Below are 19,322 nucleotides of genomic sequence, written 5' to 3'. Positions count from 1 at the left end.
GGGATTATTGCGCTGCGGGAGGTTTCCTTTTGCGGGGAAGTGTGGTAGAACAATAGTATGAGTCTACGCCGCAGCGGCACAGAAAGGGATGCTTGATTGAATGTATGTAGTGTGTAAGGAACACGTAGAGCTGGCCATCGACAAATTTGTGGACGAGTACGAGGATGCACCGGATGTAGTCGATCTGAAGGAGACGGAGTTCTCGGACTGGGACCCGCCGGCGAAATGTGCGGAATGTGAACAGAATGCGGAATATCTGGTAGTCTAAAGACTGCCGGAATTATAAACACCCTGCGGCCGGGAAGGGCTGCAGGGTGTTTTGGCGTGCGGGTAAGCGGGCCGGATGGAGCGATCAGAGACTGCTAAAAGAATGCAGAAGCTGTAGTCTAGTAGTCTGCGGCCTCGGTTACGTCGGCCTGCGGGCGGCTCTGGCTGCTCCGCAGGTATATAAATGCCGATACAATGGCGATGATTGCGGCAATGGACAACCCCCAGTAAATATTGGAGTAAGCTGCCTGGAGCGATAAGCTGCGCTGCCACTCCAAGGCGCTTGCCGCCATCGCGACGCTGAAGGCTCCGCTGAAGAATTGCAGCAGCTGGAAGAGTCCCATCCCGGAGCCAATCTGCGAAGCAGGCAGGATACGCGAGATTTCATTCGATACGCTGCTCGACAGCACGGTGAACGATAGGCTCATGATCATGTATACGAGCATGACGGCAACCCAGGATTGCCCGGCAAACAAGGCGAACAGTACGGTAGCGGCCAGGACCAGGAATGGTGCCAGACGCAGAATTCCGGCATTGCCGTAGCGGTCAATAATCCGCCCCACCGCGCGGGAGACGAAGATGGCCAGCAGGGAGCCGGGGAAGATGACAAGCCCGGCATGGCTGGCACTGAAGCCGAAGCGGTGGGTCAGAATCTGCGGCAGCAGGAATAAGGTAGCGAAGCTGCACAGGTAAGAGGCGACTCCGATTAGAGCCAGCACCAGATACGGCCGGTTGCTGAATAACGCCGGCAGCACGAATGGATCTGGGGTGGTGCGGATACGCCCGACAAACAGGGCAATAGCAGCGATTCCGGCGACCAGAGCCACCCACAGTCCGCTGGTCAGGAACAGCAGCAGGCCGGTGGTGCCGACGCCAAGGAATATGCCGCCCAGGATATCGAAGGAACCTCGGGCCGGAATCTCCTTAGGCAGCAGGATCAGGAACAGCGGTACCAGCAGCAGAACGGCCGCTGTAACGGCGAACAGCCAGGTCCAGCCGAGGTATTCCACGATGGAGCCGCCTGCTACCGGACCGAGACCCAGTCCCAGGGAGACGGCCGACATGATGGTTGCCATGGCTTTGCCGCGCCGGGCTTGCGGAATGTAGCGGGTGAACAGGACGAGGGACAGGGACATCACTGCGCCTGCACCAGATGCCTGCAGAATACGCACAATCAGCAGGAATATGAAGTTGGTGCTGAAGAATCCGGCCACAGCAGCCAGCCCTAAGGTGAGCAGCCCGATCACCAGCAGCCTGCGGATCGGCACGAAGTCAGAGAGCCGGCTGTATGTGATTGAGGCGATGGAGAACATAATGGAATATCCGGTCACAATCCAGGAGGCGGATGCCGCTGTGATGCCGAAGGTCTCGGTCACATCAGGCAGGGCCAGATTGAACATTGCCGTATTCATAATGACGAGAACGACAGCTACGCTGAACAGCAGAGTCAGTAGTCCTTCGCGCGGAAGAGCCGCTTGCGGAGCGGCCGCCAAATGCTCTGAATCGCCCTCAGAAGCTTGTGATGAGGTCATGAGAATGCCACTCCTTTATTATTGTATAGTTCGATTACTTACGAACTATTGAAATATAGCATGCGCTAATGTAAAATGCAATTAGGAAAATGAACGAAGAAACCACTTGTTAGAGCATGATTTTGAGAGAGAAATTAAGTACAATTCTGTACTCCGAAGGGGTCTTATTCATGAAGCAGCTCCATCATCCGGACCGCAAGGACATTCAGCTCGCCTCTGTGCTCTATGCGCTTAGCGATCCGATCCGTCTATATGTAGCGTCGGAGATCCGTAAGCATGGCGCACAGGCCTGCAACAGCTTCAAGGTGCCGATTGCCAAGTCTACGCTGACCCATCATGCCCGGACGCTACGCGAAGCGGGTGTCATTCATACGCGGGTGCAGGGGACCCAGCGTATTCTGTCGCTGCGGACAGAGGATCTGGACGAACGGTTCCCCGGACTGCTGGATTCGGTATTGCAGGCTTACGAGAGGTCGGAGCCGGGTGAGGGATTCGGCGAGCCGGCGGAAGAGCAGGAAGAGTAGGGTTAGAGGAACGCCAGGAGTCGCTGGTAGGCTGTGTTAAGGCGATTGCTGCTGTTTGAATATGCCGAATTATTAATAGAAGCCGCTCCGGGGACCCGGGGCGGCCTGTCTGTGAAGGAGAGGTGAGCAATGTAGAAGACTCCGGTCTTTTCTACTGCTCGCCTATTCGGTGTGGAATAAGCTCCCTATACGACTCGTTCGCCTCCTTCAGCACCTCCGCTCCGCCCGCAGACATGAACTCCTCCACGAATTCCCCGAATTCCTCAAGCGGCCGTTCCCCGGTGATGAAGGCAATGTACGCCTGGTCTCTTAGCTTGATCAGCCCGGGACTGTTCCTGATTAGAGAAGGGGTGGCCACTTCAAGGGCATTATAGATGCCGTCGTGATCCAGTCCCAGGGTAGACGCCCATTGGTCTCTGCGGTCTGAAGGAATGACAGGCAAAGTCATGCCGATATTGGCACCGATGGTATTCTGATAGCTGAACATCCGGTTATACGGGGGCAGCAGGATGATGTCCTGCTTGCCCGTTCCGGCCCAGGCCCAATGGGTTCCCTGAATGCCGTATTGCAGGGCAGCGGCTTCATCCGGATCGGGACTCGCGCTGACGTAATCCAGCATCTGCAGTAGGGTCTCCAGCTTGCCCGGCTCTTGGGCGGCGTCCGCGCCAATGGCGGTGAAGCTCATCAGCATATCGTAGGCTTTGGAGCCGCGTTTGCCGTCTGGACCGCTGACCGGCCGGCCGAATACGATCTTGGCCTGCGGATTCTTGGCGGTTAACTCCTTCACGTTAAACGTGGCTTCTGCCGGAACGAGCCTGGCTGTCTTCTGGTGATCCAGGCTCCAATCTAAATAATCCCCATCCTGAACCCAGTGATAATAATTGCCCATGGAGGTCATGCCGATCCGCCCTTTGATGAAGGCATGAGACAGATGCTTGTAGCCTCCGCTGTTCTCCCCGGTGATGAACTCCGGATCAATGATCCCGTCACGGTACCATTTGCGAAGATAGTGCAGGGCCTTCTTCATGTCCGGCTCCAGTGCGCCAATGACCAGGCCCTGATCCTTCCGGCTGAAGTAGAGCTGATCTGTAAAGACCATCTGCCCGAATGCGCCGAAGACAACATTCATTCCTTCCAGCGATAACCCGTAGGTGTCCCGAATGCCGTTGCCGTCAGGGTCCTGATTCGCAAAGGCATAGATGACCTTCTCGAAATCGGCCAGGGTCCCGGGAACCGTAAGGCCGAGCTTATCCAGCCAGTCCTGCCGGTAGACTACGGGGACCCGATAGATATTGGTGGGGTTAATGACCGGAATTCCATAATAGGACCCGTTAATGCGTCCATAATCCTGATATGCGGGTGCGTACTCACGGATAGCCTTAAGGATATTGGGGGCGTGTGTGTTCAGCAGGTCTTCCGGGATGGCGGCGAGCAGGCCCTGCTGCTGATACTTCAGCAGATCCTGAGTCTGCCGGACCCGGAACAAGTCTGGAATATGGCCTTGAACCAGCTTCAGATCGAGCAGCGACTCATAGTTATTGTTCGCCAGATTCCAGAACTCCAGATCTACATTGAACTTCTGCTCCAGAGCCCGGACCATCACCGCATCCTCAGCGACCGGCAGGTTCTGATGCATGGTCCAGGATATCTTGAACTTCGGGACAGTAGCACCAGAATCAGAAGCCTCCTGTGGTCCAGGCTCTTGTACGTGCGAAGCAGCGGACGGAGCGGGCTGTCCGCCGCAGCCGCTGAGCAGTCCCCAGAGAAGCAAGAGCACGGGTGAGGTCAAGAAGGCGCTATAACGCCGAAGTCTGCATGCAATCATAAGTCCCCCTCCTTAACTTAAACGAATCTCCGCCTGCGGCGGCTGCAATGTATTCACGGTGCGCAAGTAATTCCCCGGCGTACAGCCGTAGACTTCCTTGAACCGCTTGATGAAGTAAGCTGTAGTTCCATAGCCGACGCTAGCGGCAACCTGTTCGACAGACATCTTGTTGTTCTCAATCAGCAGCCTGGCCTGTTCCATCCGCCTGCCGGTGATATAGTCGGTGTAGTTGATCCCCAGCTCTTCCTTAAACAGCTTGCTTAGATACTTAGGGCTGATGAAGACCTTGGAAGCTACGGCATCCAGGGACAGATCCTCGGGCAGATGCTTCCCGATATATTCCTTGGCCGTTTCAATAGCCGACAACGCGCGGTCACTATTCCGCTTCTCCGTATCAGCAATGAAGGTGCTGATGGACGCAGCGAACCATTCCTGGAAATGCCGGATATCCGCAAGGGCAATATACTCGTTATAGAGGTCCAGATGCCCGTGAAGAGCAGGGGTATAGCGGACGCTTTTCAGAACATCGGAATACATGAAGACGGTATTTGCCAGAATGAAGTGGCAATAGTCCGCAGGGTAACTGCCTTCCCGCATAGCCGTCACCAATTGCTCCAGGGCTGCCAGGGACTCCTCCAGCTGGCGGGTCTGCAATTTATCCTTGAGTCTGGTTAGGACGGGCTGCGGAATCTCCTCAAGACTCTGCTCCTTCTCCAGCAGGTCCCGGTCCTTCAAGACGGTTACCTCCGGCAAAAAGTAAGCATACTTCATGAAAGTCTGTGCTTCGGTATAGCTGTGATGGAGACGGCGGATGTCATCCACCCAGCAGCCCCGGGAGAGCTGAATCCCGGTCTGGAACTGCTTGCGGGTCTCCGTCACGATATGTTCCGAGAGCTGTTCAAGGAGAATCCCGGAGGCTTCGCGTGTACCGAGGATTACAATAAGCTGCTTGTCCGGAAGCTCTTCGGCGATAATCCGGCTTCCCGGCAGCCGAATCTCCTCAAGCCCTTCGATGATTCCGGTCATTGCCGTTTGCATCCCGCTAAGACTCATGTGAGTATACGCTCCCCGCGTATTCAAGAGCAGGCAGCAGTAACGGGTATACTCCGGCGACAGTCCCAGGAATTCAGGATCTCCCGTCACCTTACCCTGCGCAGGGCTGCCCTGAAGGAGATTCATGATGATATTCTGCCGGATATGCGGACTGCTGGCCAGGAGGGTGTCCTCCAGACTGCTGACTTTATCGTTCAACCGGACGAAGGCAGAGTCAATCAGGCTAAATTCGTTAGCGGCAGGATCTGGCGCAGAACCGGACAGGTCCTTAATCCTCCGGAGGAGCCGTTTGACCGGGCTGTAATTTAGGGTGGCCAGGATTCCAGACAAGCCGATGCCCACCAAGAGGGCGAACAGGCAGAGGGACAGAATGAGCCGCTGGACAACCCCCCATTTCTCATAAAAGAGGTCCGCCGGGGAAGCGTTGAAGATCTTCCAGCCGGTAGAAGGCAGATCCTGATATGAGATCACGTAAGCGCTACCACCAATCTCCTGGCTTAAGCTCCCGGAGGTCTCTGAAGAGGCTAATGCATCAGCAATGCTGGCAGCATAGGTGCCTTCCTGGGCCACCGCATCCGGATGAGAGCCGGCCAGAATTTGTCCGGATGGTGTTGCAATGAAGCTGCTCTGATCCCGGGCTGGCATCATATTCAGCAGAATATCACGTAGTGCGCGCTCCTTCAGGTCAATGGCGATCAGCAGCTCACTGTCAGCACCGGAGGAACGAAAAGGATAGCTGTGCGCATAGGTAATCAAGGAGCTGCCGCTGCCGCCGGGAATGCTGGACACAATATCCTCCGGGACGAAGCGGGCTTCTGTCCATAGTCTGTTACCGGAATTACGCTTCATTCCATTAACCCAATCGCTCCAGTAGGCAGACCCGGCTCCCTGATCGGCATTGAATTTCAGTCCGTATAGCGAGGAGAGCAGGATGTGCCGCCGTGGGGCATACAGATGTACAGCCTGGATCAAGTCCGAGTTACTCGCCACTTGCGCCCTCAGCATGTCCTGGAGACTGCTCACTTTGCTGAGGTTCGATGGAAGAGAAGCATCGGGTAACAGGCCGAGCGCTGCCTGCTGGTTCAGTGAGACCTCCAGATAGATCTGCTGGACCCGCTCAAGGATGGAGGTCTCTATGGTACTGGCTGTATTCTCAAGGATGAGCCGGTTGCGGCTCTGAAGCTCTTCCTTATAATGGTTCGAGAAATAAAGATAGAAGGCAGAGCAGAGCAAGAGGACAATGACTAACACAACAGAGATGTATGAGGCAGTCAGGACGGCGAAAGCCGAGTTCCATTTACGCAAGATGTATTCCCCTCCCAAGCGGATTATACACTAACCCCTAACAGTTATGTTCGTGGCTTGTGTTAATTGAAGGTTAAATGTCCGGAAATGGCTGAATTGTTCCCAAAATCATAGAATTGCGAAATTGTGTTATTGAGTGGCGGCGAAGGCTAGTGCTATATTGAGTCCGATTCGGAACGTCCAATACTACTGGGATAGGGGCTGACACATTGAACTTGAAGTCGAAAAGCAAGCTGTTGTCTGTTACGGCAGGTCTGGTACTCCTCACGAATTCGATCGCGGTACATCCTGCAGAGGCGGCCACGGGTAATTCATTAACCGGGCTGCCGGCTGCTCCGGCATGGGGGCATTTCGTAGATACCTATAAGAATAACACACCTGTTAATCTGGCGGTGTATTCCAACCCCTCGATCGGTGTTCTCTCCGGCTTCCTGGATCTTTGGACACCGGGCGCTACCTGGGATACCGGAACGAAGCTGAACAAGGATGTGCTGGATTACAACATTCAATATGTGGCGGATCTGTCTAAGACCCGTACTCCGGCAGAGGAGGAGGCCGCGTATTACGATGACCGGCGGAATCAGACCTATGGTGCAGTTGACGGTCTTGGTCCGTTGTCTGAGGTCTACCGTACGATGTCAGGAACCTACACTACCATTAACAGCATCCCGGATGATGCAACTACAGTGAAGTACAATGACGGCAATGATTCCAATAAGGGCGGGGATTCTGATTCCCAATTGGGCAAAATGGTTGACCTGATCGGAATCGTCCGCGGCAATTATGCTTCAACGAGTCAGGCCAAGAAATTCTACAGCTACATGCGTCCGTTCCGCTGGAAGGATACCTCTGTCATCGTGCCGACGCTGATGCCGGCCAGAAGCACAACGCCTGCCACAGACGGCGGCTTCCCGAGCGGACATACCAACGCTTCCTATCTGGCAGCCCTGGCTCTGGCGTATTCCGTACCTGAGCGCTTCCAGGAGCTGATGACCCGGGCCTCGGAGATGGGCAACAACCGTGTCGTCGCCGGGATGCACTCACCGCTGGATGTTATGGGCGGACGAGTGACGGCAATGGCCTTCGCAGCAGGTGCGCTGACAGACCCGGATAATGCGGCATTGAAGCAGGCGGCCTATACTCAGGCTCATGAAGTGCTGCTTACACAGACGGGTACCGCAGAAGACCGGTTCACGGATTATGCGAAGAATAAGGCCCTGTACACCCAGCGGCTGACCTACGGATTCCCGCAGATTCAATCCACGGCTGAGCCTGCCGTTGCTCCTAAGGGAGCAGAGGTCTTGCTGGAGACCCGCCTGCCTTACCTGAGTGCGGATCAGCGTAGAGCAGTTCTCGTAACAACGGCACTCCCTTCCGGTTATCCGCTGCTGGATGATCCCGAAGGCTGGGGACGATTGAACCTGTTCGCCGCTGCTGACGGGTACGGTGCATTCGCTGAGCATGTAACGGTAGCCATGGACGCTGCGAAGGGCGGCTTCCACGCCGCAGACCGCTGGCGCAATGATATCTCCGGGACGGGCGGACTGACCAAGGAGGGTACAGGCACGCTTAAGCTGGCGGGCAGCAACACGTATTCCGGTGGTACAGAGGTGAACGCAGGTATCCTGGAAGGAGACTCGGCAACAGCCTTCGGCAGCGGGAATGTGACGAATACCGGCGGTTCTGTAGTTGAGAACGTCTACGGTAAAATAGTAATCGAAGGCAGCTTCACCCAGGCCTCCGCAGGTTCACTGGTTCTGAATCTTGCCGGTGCGGACGATGTGCTTAACGTTAAGGGCGCAGTGAAGGCGGACGGGAAGCTGAAGGTAAACTTCGCGAACAGCTACGTTCCAGGCAGCAGCCTGATTCCGCTCATTACGCATGGCGTCAGCCAGCGCAGCGGGCAGTTTGCTTCCGTGCAGGTTGAAGGACTGCCAAGCAAATATAACGCCCAGGTCATGTACCTGAGCGATCAGATCGCGCTTAGTATTACAGATACGACAAGCGGAGGAACTGGCGGCGGTAATCCGGGCGGAACGCCGGGTACTCCGGCTGGTAATACCGGCACGGTACCAGGGACTACCGGTACCACTCCAGGGAATGGCAGCACTACTCCTGCTGAACCGGAAAAACAGCCACAGAGCGGCGTTAATCCGTTCCAATCCGGAGTGGTCAGCAGAGAAGCGGTATACAAGACCGTGACTGAAGCCATTGCAGCCACGAAGAATCAGAGCATCAGCTTCAAGGATACCGCAGGGCACTGGGGCAGCAGCACCATCGCTACAGCCGTGAAGCTGCAGATCATCAGCGGCTATGCGGACGGCTCCTTCCGTCCGGATGCACCGGTGACCAGAGCTGAATTCGCAGCGATGATCGCCCGTTCCTTCGGGATAGGCACTACATCGGCGGCCTCTAAATTTGGGGATACTGCCTCCAATTGGGCGGCGGGTTATATCGGTGCCTTGGCCGATAAAGGCATCGTAACCGGCTACGCAGACGGCAGCTTCAAGCCGGGAGCGACCATTACCCGCGCTGAGATGGTCACGATGATCGGCCGTGTGCTTGATCTCGGCGTGCTCCAGACTGGCACTCCGGCGAGCTTCAAGGATGTCAGCAGCAGCTACTGGGCGGCCGGCGCCATCCGCCAGGCCACTTCGGCTAATCTGGTGAAGGGCATCTCTGCTTCAGCGTTCGCTCCAAAAAGTCAGGCTACCCGCGCCGAAGCGGTGGCCGTGATTATCCGCGCGCTGGAGAGCGACAGCTCGGTTAAGGCTTTGATTGCGGGCTTGTAAGCTGCAAGTGAGACAGGAGTAAGTAAGTTCTTATGAATAGGATGCAGGAAGTACAAGCCGCTGGCTTGTACTTTTTGCTATGGTTACGGCCACTTAGCCACTTTGGGTGTCGTTTCGCGTTCAATCGTCACAATGTGGGCATATTTGACAAATTAAATCTACAAGTGTAATGTATAGAACAGAGATTGTATTTACACTTGTAGATTGAATGCCGCCGCCACGGAATGGAGCTGTTATGATGAGTACAACCCCGAAGATTTCAGAAGCTGAATGGGAAATTATGAAGATTATCTGGGAGCATCATCCGCTCACCTCGGAACAAATCACCCGGCTCCTGCCTGCACCTGTGGAATGGAGCGAGCAGACGGTGCGCACCTTCGTTACCCGGCTGCTTAAGAAGAAGGCGATAGCGTATGAGAAATCCGGCCGGAGCTATCTCTATTATCCGCTGGTGTCAGAGAATGAGTGTGTCCGGGCCGAGAGCCGCTCCTTCCTGAAGCGCGTATTCGGCGGAGCTACCCAGTTAATGGTGACCAGCTTCCTGGAGGATGTTGAGCTGTCCAAGCAGGAGATTGAACAGCTCGAACAGCTGCTCAAGGAGAAGAAGTCGCAGGGCACCAGCGGCAACTCAGGTAAGCAGGAATGAATATGGTCTACGGATGGTTTGCCGGTACCGCAGAACAGACACTGGCGGCAAGCATGGTGATTCTGGCTGTGTTGTTCATTCAATATGTTCTGCGGAGATTCATCAACGCCCGGGTGCGTTACCTCTTGTGGCTGCTTGTTATCGCCCGGCTGTTATTGCCTGCTGTACCGGACAGCCCTGTCAGCATGTTGCATATTCTCGGCAATAGTAAGCATTTGTTAACAACTATCCTGGACAAGGGGCCGGACACCGGAGCTTCTAAGGGTGATTATCAGGAGCTTGCGCCCGGAGAGGGAGATCAGGTTACATATCCGGCTAATAACACCGCTCGGGATGCACAAGGGCAGACAGACACAGCCCGGCAGAAGGATGGAGCGGCAGCTGTTAACCGCAGCTCTGTGCAAGCCGTAGACTATCCGCTCTGGTTGAAGATAGGCACAGGGATCTGGCTGCTGGGCGTCATGCTTATGCTGCTGAATGGACTCCTGTACATAAGGCGGATGCACCGCGAACGCAGACGGCTTAGACGGGTGAATGCCCCGGAGATTCTTAAGGTGGTTCTTGCCACCAGACGCCAGTTTGGAATCAGGAGAGCGATACCTCTCTATACCGGAGGTTCCGCTAACAACCCATATCTGTCAGGACTCCTGCGTCCATGGATCTTTGTCCCGGAGCAAGCTCTGCGGGAACTGGATGCTTCCCGGCTGCGGCACATCCTCGCGCATGAGCTTGCCCACTACAAGCGGAGAGATATGCTGTGGAACCTGCTAGGGAGCTTAGCCGCAACGATACATTGGTTCAATCCCCTGATGTGGCTGGCGATCCGGCGGATGAAGATTGATCGGGAGGTTGCGTGCGACGCCTATGTGCTGGAGGTATTGGGAGAAGAGGAGGCAATTGATTACGGGCTTACTCTGGTAGAGTTCCTGAAGCGCTTCTCACGAGTCCGGGAGAGGAGGGGGCATCTCTATTTCTCTAACCCGCAGCAGCGGCAACAGATTAGAAGAAGAATCAGTATGATTCAATCTTTTCAAAAAGGCTCCTACCGCATCTCCGCAGCAGCTGTAATTCTGGTCGCTCTGCTCAGCATCGTGACGCTTACAGGTGTCTCTGGAGAAGCGGCAGACTCCGCTGTCACGGAACCTGAGGCCAATTCCGCTGGCACCCATGCAGAAAGCATTGCTGCGGGGGAACGCGTAGAGACGGCAACGGAGCAAGGAGAGACACTGATGCCGTTAACGAGCATAGATGCACAACAGACGGAGTATGTCATCAGGCATAATCTTCTGGTGCCGATGAATGTGGAGATTGAACAAGACGGTTACCAGGTCAACATCACAGGCTTCATGGCAGACAAGAATCAATTGATTCTCTTCTATACTGCGAGAGTGGACGGCGGTAGGTCACTATTCTCTGACGGTCCTCATTTCGTAGAATGCATCATTACGGATGGTATTACCGGCAAGGTGATTAACGGCCGGACCCACGCGCTGGTCAGCAGCAGTAGCCCGGAGCAGCATATTAAAGATGCGATAGCCAGACTTCCGTTCAGTACTCCTTTGACGGACCCGCCTTCAAAGATTAAGGTAGAGTTCCATTTACGCACACTGGGAGCCAACGATTCCAACATTCAGGAGTCTCCGGCACTTCAGACCACCTTCGATGTGAGGGCAAATTACTGGAAGCAGGAGTCGCATACCATCACATCGCAAGAAACGCTTAACGTAGCGGGACACAAGATCAAAGTAAAATTACAATTGACACCGTTAACAACCATCGCCACTTTTTATTCAGATGAACCTTTGTTTAAGAATAAGGAATTTATGAAATCTTTCCATGAGAAGTACGGTTCTCCATTCCTGTGGTGGAGCAAGACTGGAACGGGAGACTATAGGCAGCAGCCAGGCACTTCATCAATTACGTTTACAGACTATGAAATGAAGATGGTTACAGAAAGCTATTATTTGTTGGATGAGCTGCAATCTCTGCGGCTGGATTTCATGAAGAGTCCGGCGAAACCTACTGGAATGAAGGATCTTGAGCATACATACCAGATGACCTTTGATGTCCCCGGACAGGATCAGAGCTGATCCGGATGAAACAACCAACTTGTATTGAAGGAGAGTGTAGTAATGATTAGAATGAAGCGGAATGAACTGGAGATCTCACATACGGTGCAGATGCAGCCTAAACAGGAACAAAAGCAATGGTCAGCGCCAAATAAACGGCGGTCCTCCAGGAACCGGCTATCTACCGCCATCGTCGCAGTCATGACAACCGCAGCGCTGGTGCTTAGCCCTTTTGCAATGACAGGTCAAGCGTTTGCCGCCTCAGCTGCAGCGGCGAATAAGTCAGCAGCGCTCGCACCCTTTGTGAATCCAGAGATTCAGGGTTATCGGCAGCTTGAATATGCAATTAAACACAATCTGGTACAGCCTCTGAACACCGTGGTCAAAAAAGACGGTTACCAGTTGACGGTGAATGGTTTTATCGCCGACAAATATGAGCTGATCGTTCTTTTTACAGCCCAAGCTGACACCAAGAGAGCATTCGTGTTCATGCCGCCCAAAGGTCATAGTCTCCAAATGACTGATGCCGTTACCGGCAAGGTCATCAGCGGGAAGAAAATGAATGAGGCTACCATTCAGAGTGCAAGTCCGGCAAAGAAAAATCATATTATGTATGGCATTGCTAAAATTCCGTTAAGCAGTCCATTGACCACGTCTCCTAAAAAAGTAGCTGCTGAGTTTCAGCTAGGCACATTAACCGCCATTGAGCTGAATCAGTTACAGGCACTGGATGCTGAAATGCTCGCTGTCGCCGAAAAAGCCCGTGCGAACGACCCGGACCAGACCACACCGTTCAGTTGGAGTCCTGAACTGCTTAAGAAGTATAATACACTCAAATCCAACGTGAAATATAGCCCTGTGCTGAAGGTGGCCTTTGATATTAACCCCAAGGCCTGGAAGCAGGAGACCCGGACACTGGCGCCGGAGGAAACTATTGATGTGGCAGGGCATAAGATCAAAGTGAAGCTGGAATTGACACCGTTCACGACTGTAACCACGCTATCCTCCGATGAAGCTTTGTTTAAAAATAAAGAATTTTTAGAGATTTTCAATAATGACTACTCTCCTTCACTCTTGGTCAAGAGCGGAACCGGTGATTACAAAACGGAAGAGGGTACTTCTATCTATACCTATGCAGATCATGAGATGAAAATCGTCTCAGAGAGCTACTTCTTCTTGAATAAGCCGCAGTCGCTTCGCCTGGATTTCACCACTATGAAAGGGCGTACGATTAAACAGCAGTTGATTGTTGACTTGTCTAACCAATAATTGCAGGTATTGTAGGTTATTCGTAGTGTCTTAGGGCCACCCGTGAAGGGTGGCTCTTCTTTTGTCCGGTACAGGGTGTGCGGGGAATGTCTTCTAATGCAGGGCATGTTCTGGACAGGGATGTGATAAAATACAAGGACATGACAAGATCAGACCGATGGAGGAACTATGTTAATTCAACTGATATGCGTAGGCAAACTGAAGGAAAAGTATCTGACGCTCGGCATCGCGGAATATGCCAAGCGGTTAACGCCCTACCTCAAGTTCCAGATGATTGAGGTGGCGGATGAGAAGGCCCCTGATAACCTCAGCGACGCAGAGGTGATTCAGGTGAAGGTGCGCGAGGGCGAGCGCATCCTCGCGCAGATCAAGAGCGAGGCGCATGTCATTGCGCTCGCGATCGACGGCAAGCTCTGGAGCTCCGAGGAGCTTGCCGCCGAGATCGACCGGCTCGGCACCTACGGGACGAGCCATGTCGTCTTCGTCATCGGAGGCAGCCATGGCCTCTCCGATGACGTCATGCGCCGTGCTCAGCAGCGCATGAGCTTTGGCCGCATGACGCTGCCCCACCAGCTCATGCGTCTGGTGCTGGTGGAGCAGGTATACCGGGCGGTGAAGATCAATCGGGGGGAGCCGTATCACAAATGAGGCGAAAAAATCGGCCTTAGGCGTTTACGGCGCACGGAACAGGGCCTCCAGGCTCTTTGGGAAAGGCCAATAAGGTTGCTTGAATTGAATAACGCCTGTCTGCACGTTCAAATTATCACTTTTGATAATTTTTGAAGTTAAGTCGAAGGGTCAGATGCAGCCTTTGCTTGCTCCTTTAAGGAACGAATGATTTCTTTTCCAAAGTGGCGAGTATTTTTAGCTTGACCACTGGGGAAATGAGTGTCCAAACCAAGCCATAATTCTGTATTTATTCTTTTTAGCATCGGCAAAGCAACCTCATTCTCCTGGGTTTCTAGATTGTATACCCTGATTGTTGAACTGTCGTACTGTTCAATGCGGTAGAGGACATCATCCATACGTGCAAGAACGAATTCTTTGATTTCTCCTGGATCATTCGATTTTATTGTGGAGGGATTTCTAAGTTCCTCCTGACTATCAAGAACATGTCGTATGAATGCTTTAAGAGTATGTCTCATGTAGTCAGAGATTGGATCAATATCCCCAATGGACTCATCTTTAAGCACCGAGCGGAGGATGGATATAATAGAGGAGTCACCAGTCCACTTTAACCAAGCCTTCCGATGGTTTTCTAAATCACTATCCAGCAAAGCGCTGAACTCGGATTGTAGTGGCCCAATTGTAATATCAGGGGTCAGGAACACCATAGTAATATCGGTGGTGTTCTGAGCTTGTTGGCTCTTCAAGTCCTCTAATACTGCTAAAAATTCACTCCTTAATTGTATAGAATTAGAAGATTGGGGGTGGATTTTGTTTTCAATAATTATGCGGTGAACCTCATTTTTATCATTTAAGGGGCTTCCCTTGGTATATATTTGGATCACCAAATCTACAAACCACTTCTTACCTAGATGAGAATAAGGTTCTTCAAGTAAGACCTCGGCTTCCAGCGGATTTTTCGTATCTAACACATTATCAAATCTACCGTTACATCCTCCAAAGTTATTAAGCGTACTTAAAAATCTCTTGAGAAACAAATCACCTAATCCATGAGGCTGCCGAGGTGAGAGTAAGTATCCGAGCATCGCACTCATATTTTCTTCGTTTAGTCGTCCTTTTCCCATACTTAGTGCCTTAAAAATATTCATTCTGTCCGCTCCTTTACAATCATTATTATATTAGATTCGATTAATGAGTAATGAATCCTTTAATTAATTGAGTATCAAGAGAAATATTCTTTAGACCTTATTCACTTGACAAATTAATGATGAAAGTAATATATTTAATGAGAATATATTACCAGTGACAAGGGCGGCGGTATAGATGAGACTGGCTTCATTCTACAAGAACAGCTTGGTTCCTACCTATGAACGGATTAATGTATTAAGTAAAGCAACGGTTGAGGTCATCAAAATTTTACAAGAGAATACCCCCAATCCTGAGCTTGTTGATGATGCTAAGCCGTTTGTTCGTCGGCAGGATGTAATGAATGCCATTCTTAAGGCAGTGAATGGTTTGTCAAAGGAATGGAGAATGTCCGCAAGCAAGAAAAGAGCTGGCGGCAATTTTAATTATGTTGTCGTTCACTTTGAAGATCTAAACCTTAATCTCATACCGATCCATCTTCTTTCTCACGCAAAACTTCCTAAACCAAGCCGATATCGTGGTGATATTTCTGCGTTCAATCTTGCAATAATGAAGGATCGCGGAATGGTATCAGAAGTGGAATTTCAAACTTACATTGATTTTGAAAATGAAATTTCGTTAGTAACCGAGCCAGAGATTCCATCAAATATAAAAGACATTCCTTTCGGTTTGCTATTGATATACGACGGCACTGATCCTAAAGCACCGATTCGACTTGCTGCCTTAACTCCTGATCAGGAACGTTATATTTTTTGTGACAACATAGACTTACTGAAGGAGTATAGTCCATCCAGGGACACTGAACTTGAGATTAAGGCACCTATTGAATTGAAGAAGCGGCGTAAGCTGAGAATAGATACTTCTCAAGTGAAGGAATATCAAGATACTCCAAACGTGACCATCAAAAAGGATAAGGATAGAGCGAATAAAATGAGTGATGACGATGCAAACACAATTTAATCCTAAGCGGTTATCCTCGGCAAGAATTGCTCGGGGATACACCATCAAAGAATTATCTGAGCGAATTGGAGTCAGTAAACAAGCTATATCACAGTTTGAATTAGGGCAGGCCATCCCTAAAGCTGAAACGATGATGCTCATTATAAACACACTGGATTTTCCAAAAGGTTATTTCTCTGAAGCAGAAGAGGAGCAATACGTTGGAAACACCTTTTTTCGGGCTTCAACTTCGATTCCGAAACGAGTCAGAGAAATGCAAAAGGAACGTGCTGAGTGGGTTTCGAAAGTTTATTCTGTTCTCAATCAATATGTTGAGTTTCCTTCACTAAATCTGCCTGATCTTTCGGATTTTCCGGAAGGAGAATGGGATTCAGACAGGGTAGAGGAACTGGCAATCACAATGAGAAATCATTGGGAACTCGGCGACAAGCCGATTAATAACTTAGTCAACGTTTTAGAAAGCAATGGCATCATTGTAGCTTCAGTTGAACTGGGAGATGTGAAGGTAGATGCGTTTTGCCAGCCCAGATCAGGTAGATCATTTGTAATACTTGGAGAAGACAAGAAATCTGCTGCTAGACGGCATTTTGATGCTGCTCATGAATTAGGACATTTGCTGATGCATTTAGATATTCATAATCAGGATAGTTTGACTAAAGAAGAGTTCAAGATAATGGAGAATCAGGCCCATCAGTTCGCCTCGGCTTTTCTTTTACCAGAGGATGCATTCTCCTCCATGGTTACAAGTGAAACAACGCTTGATGGTTATACTGAACTAAAGAAGTATTGGCGCGTTTCCATTGGTGCAATGATACACCGTGCCAAGGACTTAGGGATATTATCGGCTAGTCGGTATACATCATTGCAAAAGCAAATCTCTATGCGCAAAATGAGACATAAAGAACCGCTTGACGATGTACTACCTGTTCCATACCCAACGTTGTTTAAAAAGGCATTTGAGGCTATATTACAATCGGGTATCGATGGATTTGAATTGGTTCAAAAACACGTTCGCTTGAATCCTAAGGACGTAGAAGCTCTTTGTGAATTGAATCCAGGGACATTATCCCTTAGGAGAGAAGATTCCATTATCAAGCTGAGATATTTAGGAAATCTTCAAAACTAAATCAGAAGTTCAAAGATATAGAAAAGAGAAGCATGTTGCTTCTCTTTTTTAATGGAACAAAATAACTGGTAAAACGTAATTGTAAATAAAAGGAGTGAGATAATGAGTTATACCATTGAGTTTATTAAATCATTGTTTCCAAATTCATTCACAGCCGCTATCACTATTATTCTAATAGTATTGGTTTTCTGGATGTACAAGGAGCTTAGAAACACCTATCTTGAAAATAACAAGTCAAACCAGCAGCGTATAGATAAAGCAATTGATACCTACTCAGATTTAGAATTTGAAATTTATAAGTTCTTTAACGAAAGATCCGATCTATTTACAGTTACCGAAAAAATATCAAAAGCGATTTCAATCCTACCTTATGAATTTATAAAAAAGTACGTTAAAATTAAGGAAACAACTGATGAAAGCTTGAAAAAAGATTTATTACGTGAGTTTCATAAAGAGATTGAGGAAGAAATAGTGAGCCTCAAGTTAAGACAACTTGATTCAATCACATTAAGGAATGATAAGGACATATTTACGATCGTTGATCGTTACATAAAAACAAAGATTGCTCCATTTGGAGTTCCTTTTATACACACCTATGTCAATATATCTTTTCTTATGTTACTAGTATTGTTTTCAATATCTATACTAAGTGCAACATCACCAAAAAAACAAATTTTGATATTAACTCTTGTATTTTCCGCATTATTTTATCTTGTGTTCTTATACCTCATTATCACAGAAGGCTTTATCAAAAAACGATTTAAACATTCCTTTACAAACTGGATTCTTTTTTTAATATTTGCAGTCGGTTTGCCTTCATCCATGATTTTTATAGAGGCATGGTTTAGAGGTATTGTAATTTTTGTATTGATATTTGCTTATGGAATTTTTGCAGGGAAAAAGTGCATGAGAGAACCTACACTATAAGGTTCAAGCCAAGAGCTGCTTCGGCATACATTCCAAAGTTATGAGTTTCACGCAAAGACAAACAAATGATATTCGGAAAGATACTAAGGACTCTTAGTGATTATTGGAAGGAGATACTGATGAATTAGATGCGAGAAATGAAAAAATAAAAGGATAGAAGAAATAGAAGAGCTAATGAGCTTTGAGAGTAGTTAATCATAGTTTAGATTAAACAGTAATATCGCGAGCATATTAATCCGCAATATTACTGTTTTTCATAACTTGAAATAGTGCTTGGAAATCCTACTTATAGGGTTAAATAATGACCGAAATCTCTCCTAAAGTGTTTTACCTCCCCTCAAAGAAAATGCCCCTTCCGGCGCTTTCACGCCAGAAGGGGCTGCGTTTAAAAAATGCTCTTGGCTCTCCTCATCAAAAGCCAATTCATTCCGGTCAATTCTTTTGTTAGGATCGACTGTTATTTTCTTTACCATTAGCCGAAGTAGCGTACTGCGTTGTTCAGTGTCAGACAAGCGGAGCAGACTCTCCAGATGGCTGATCAAAGTTCGCAACGTGTCGTAATCGATGGGCTCGCTGCCCCTTCCCCCAGATCTCTTACCAATTGGACTCGGCGGTAATCTAACTCGGTAAATTCTTTCTCCAGTTCAGTCAGGCGATGGGAGAACAGCTCCTTGTCTAAATCCTCAGTCTCGAACAGCTCTACATACCTTTGCCGCTTGACCGAGTTATCTTCCAGTTTCGCGGTCAGAGTGATAAGCTCTTGCCGGAAAGGCCCGGAGGCCCCTTTTCTCCGTGCATTGACGTTTTGTAAGATTCCCCGTAGGATGTGGGGCTTGTCGATGACTTCCTTCAAACGATCAAAGACATATTGCTCTGCTTCTGTTTTACGGACACTGGCGCTGCATACGGAGCTTCCCTTACTTCTCATGGCTGAACAGGAATTATAACGACGAATAACCAGATTACCGTTCTTATCCTTATTGTTGGTGCGGCTGGCTGTCATTGCCGAACCGCATTGCGGGCAACGAAGCAGCCCGGTGAGTAGGAAGTCTCCCTGATACTTTTTGAGCGAAACGTGCGATTTTTTCTGCCGGAGGAATTGGACCTTGTCCCAGAGTGTTTGCTCAATGATGGGCGGATGCAGACCATCAGCAATCACGGGGTCATCGTTTCGCCGCTGCTCACTCCAATTAATAAACCGGCAAGTGAGGCTCATATACGTCAAACATATTGCTTATAAAAAGGGTTATGCGT

16 protein-coding genes are annotated in these 19,322 nt (G+C 50.0%); 10 read left to right on the top strand and 6 right to left on the bottom strand.

All coding sequences use genetic code 11. The features are described from left to right. Nucleotides 1-100: 100 nt before the first annotated feature. Nucleotides 101-268, top strand: coding sequence for a CxxH/CxxC protein (locus HQN87_RS14935; RefSeq protein ID WP_063776434.1), 168 nt, complete (start codon nt 101-103; stop codon nt 266-268). Between the two features lie 118 nt (nt 269-386). Here HQN87_RS14935 and HQN87_RS14930 read toward each other — a convergent pair whose 3' ends face one another. After that, entirely contained in the window at nt 387-1,799 is a 1,413-nt protein-coding gene (locus tag HQN87_RS14930; protein WP_173134593.1) for an MFS transporter, read from the bottom strand. A 170-nt stretch (nt 1,800-1,969) separates the two neighbouring features. Here HQN87_RS14930 and HQN87_RS14925 point away from each other — a divergent pair, with 170 nt between their 5' ends. After that, nucleotides 1,970-2,323, top strand: a complete 354-nt coding sequence (locus tag HQN87_RS14925; RefSeq protein ID WP_173134590.1) for an ArsR/SmtB family transcription factor — start codon at nt 1,970-1,972, stop codon at nt 2,321-2,323. A 151-nt stretch (nt 2,324-2,474) separates the two neighbouring features. Here the strand turns inward: HQN87_RS14925 and HQN87_RS14920 are convergent, their stop codons facing one another. Together HQN87_RS14920 and HQN87_RS14915 are read right to left on the bottom strand one after the other, a co-directional pair. Beyond that, nucleotides 2,475-4,148: a type 2 periplasmic-binding domain-containing protein gene (locus tag HQN87_RS14920; RefSeq protein ID WP_173134587.1), complete on the bottom strand. Its 1,674-nt coding sequence runs from the start codon at nt 4,146-4,148 to the stop codon at nt 2,475-2,477. A gap of 12 nt (nt 4,149-4,160) precedes the next feature. Next, nucleotides 4,161-6,506, bottom strand: a complete 2,346-nt coding sequence (locus HQN87_RS14915) for a helix-turn-helix domain-containing protein (RefSeq protein WP_173134584.1) — start codon at nt 6,504-6,506, stop codon at nt 4,161-4,163. A 215-nt stretch (nt 6,507-6,721) separates the two neighbouring features. Here HQN87_RS14915 and HQN87_RS32740 point away from each other — a divergent pair, with 215 nt between their 5' ends. From HQN87_RS32740 to rlmH, 5 genes are all read left to right on the top strand, one after another. Continuing rightward, nucleotides 6,722-9,298 (top strand): S-layer homology domain-containing protein, encoded by a 2,577-nt coding sequence (locus HQN87_RS32740; RefSeq protein WP_436836470.1) that lies wholly within the window; start codon nt 6,722-6,724, stop codon nt 9,296-9,298. Between the two features lie 238 nt (nt 9,299-9,536). Continuing rightward, on the top strand, nt 9,537-9,944 hold the full coding sequence (locus HQN87_RS14905; protein WP_173134802.1) for a BlaI/MecI/CopY family transcriptional regulator: 408 nt from the start codon (nt 9,537-9,539) through the stop codon (nt 9,942-9,944). A 2-nt stretch (nt 9,945-9,946) separates the two neighbouring features. After that, nucleotides 9,947-12,034 (top strand): M56 family metallopeptidase, encoded by a 2,088-nt coding sequence (locus tag HQN87_RS14900; RefSeq protein WP_173134581.1) that lies wholly within the window; start codon nt 9,947-9,949, stop codon nt 12,032-12,034. Nucleotides 12,035-12,124: 90 nt separating this feature from the next. Then, nucleotides 12,125-13,282 carry a DUF4179 domain-containing protein gene (locus tag HQN87_RS14895; protein ID WP_173134578.1) on the top strand — a complete coding sequence of 386 codons (1,158 nt, stop codon included), beginning with the start codon at nt 12,125-12,127 and terminating at the stop codon, nt 13,280-13,282. A 168-nt stretch (nt 13,283-13,450) separates the two neighbouring features. Further along, nucleotides 13,451-13,930, top strand: coding sequence for a 23S rRNA (pseudouridine(1915)-N(3))-methyltransferase RlmH (gene rlmH, locus HQN87_RS14890; RefSeq protein ID WP_173134575.1), 480 nt, complete (start codon nt 13,451-13,453; stop codon nt 13,928-13,930). A gap of 137 nt (nt 13,931-14,067) precedes the next feature. Here the strand turns inward: rlmH and HQN87_RS14885 are convergent, their stop codons facing one another. Beyond that, nucleotides 14,068-15,057, bottom strand: coding sequence for a PD-(D/E)XK nuclease family protein (locus tag HQN87_RS14885; protein WP_173134572.1), 990 nt, complete (start codon nt 15,055-15,057; stop codon nt 14,068-14,070). Between the two features lie 175 nt (nt 15,058-15,232). Here HQN87_RS14885 and HQN87_RS14880 point away from each other — a divergent pair, with 175 nt between their 5' ends. The 3 genes from HQN87_RS14880 (at nt 15,233) to HQN87_RS14870 (ending at nt 18,068) form a co-directional block, all read left to right on the top strand. Next, on the top strand, nt 15,233-16,015 hold the full coding sequence (locus HQN87_RS14880) for a hypothetical protein (RefSeq protein ID WP_173134568.1): 783 nt from the start codon (nt 15,233-15,235) through the stop codon (nt 16,013-16,015). Then, nucleotides 15,993-17,141: a helix-turn-helix domain-containing protein gene (locus HQN87_RS14875; RefSeq protein WP_173134565.1), complete on the top strand. Its 1,149-nt coding sequence runs from the start codon at nt 15,993-15,995 to the stop codon at nt 17,139-17,141. The genes HQN87_RS14880 and HQN87_RS14875 overlap by 23 nt, the downstream gene beginning before the upstream one ends. 102 nt (nt 17,142-17,243) lie before the next feature. After that, nucleotides 17,244-18,068: a hypothetical protein gene (locus HQN87_RS14870; RefSeq protein WP_173134562.1), complete on the top strand. Its 825-nt coding sequence runs from the start codon at nt 17,244-17,246 to the stop codon at nt 18,066-18,068. Between the two features lie 317 nt (nt 18,069-18,385). Here the strand turns inward: HQN87_RS14870 and HQN87_RS14865 are convergent, their stop codons facing one another. Then, the gene (locus HQN87_RS14865; protein ID WP_216857304.1) at nt 18,386-18,541 is read right to left on the bottom strand and encodes a hypothetical protein; all 156 of its coding nucleotides are present in this window, start codon (nt 18,539-18,541) and stop codon (nt 18,386-18,388) included. Between the two features lie 65 nt (nt 18,542-18,606). Continuing rightward, nucleotides 18,607-19,227 (bottom strand): recombinase zinc ribbon domain-containing protein, encoded by a 621-nt coding sequence (locus tag HQN87_RS14860; RefSeq protein ID WP_173134554.1) that lies wholly within the window; start codon nt 19,225-19,227, stop codon nt 18,607-18,609. Between the last annotated feature and the right edge of the window lie 95 nt (nt 19,228-19,322).

Source organism: Paenibacillus tritici, assembly GCF_013204885.1.
Classification (GTDB): Bacteria; Bacillota; Bacilli; order Paenibacillales; family Paenibacillaceae; genus Paenibacillus_AQ; species Paenibacillus_AQ tritici.
This window is presented reverse-complemented; position numbering and strand designations above follow the sequence as displayed.

Excerpts from the sequence above, each read along its gene's own strand:
- HQN87_RS14935 (WP_063776434.1), top strand. The coding sequence starts at position 101 with ATGTATGTAGTGTGTAAGGAACACGTAGAGCTGGCCATCGACAAATTT.
- HQN87_RS14930 (WP_173134593.1), bottom strand. The coding sequence starts at position 1,799 with ATGACCTCATCACAAGCTTCTGAGGGCGATTCAGAGCATTTGGCGGCC.
- HQN87_RS14925 (WP_173134590.1), top strand. The coding sequence starts at position 1,970 with ATGAAGCAGCTCCATCATCCGGACCGCAAGGACATTCAGCTCGCCTCT.
- HQN87_RS14920 (WP_173134587.1), bottom strand. The coding sequence starts at position 4,148 with ATGATTGCATGCAGACTTCGGCGTTATAGCGCCTTCTTGACCTCACCC.
- HQN87_RS14905 (WP_173134802.1), top strand. The coding sequence starts at position 9,537 with ATGAGTACAACCCCGAAGATTTCAGAAGCTGAATGGGAAATTATGAAG.
- HQN87_RS14900 (WP_173134581.1), top strand. The coding sequence starts at position 9,947 with ATGGTCTACGGATGGTTTGCCGGTACCGCAGAACAGACACTGGCGGCA.
- HQN87_RS14895 (WP_173134578.1), top strand. The coding sequence starts at position 12,125 with ATGCAGCCTAAACAGGAACAAAAGCAATGGTCAGCGCCAAATAAACGG.
- rlmH (WP_173134575.1), top strand. The coding sequence starts at position 13,451 with ATGTTAATTCAACTGATATGCGTAGGCAAACTGAAGGAAAAGTATCTG.
- HQN87_RS14885 (WP_173134572.1), bottom strand. The coding sequence starts at position 15,057 with ATGAATATTTTTAAGGCACTAAGTATGGGAAAAGGACGACTAAACGAA.
- HQN87_RS14880 (WP_173134568.1), top strand. The coding sequence starts at position 15,233 with ATGAGACTGGCTTCATTCTACAAGAACAGCTTGGTTCCTACCTATGAA.
- HQN87_RS14875 (WP_173134565.1), top strand. The coding sequence starts at position 15,993 with ATGACGATGCAAACACAATTTAATCCTAAGCGGTTATCCTCGGCAAGA.
- HQN87_RS14870 (WP_173134562.1), top strand. The coding sequence starts at position 17,244 with ATGAGTTATACCATTGAGTTTATTAAATCATTGTTTCCAAATTCATTC.
- HQN87_RS14865 (WP_216857304.1), bottom strand. The coding sequence starts at position 18,541 with ATGGTAAAGAAAATAACAGTCGATCCTAACAAAAGAATTGACCGGAAT.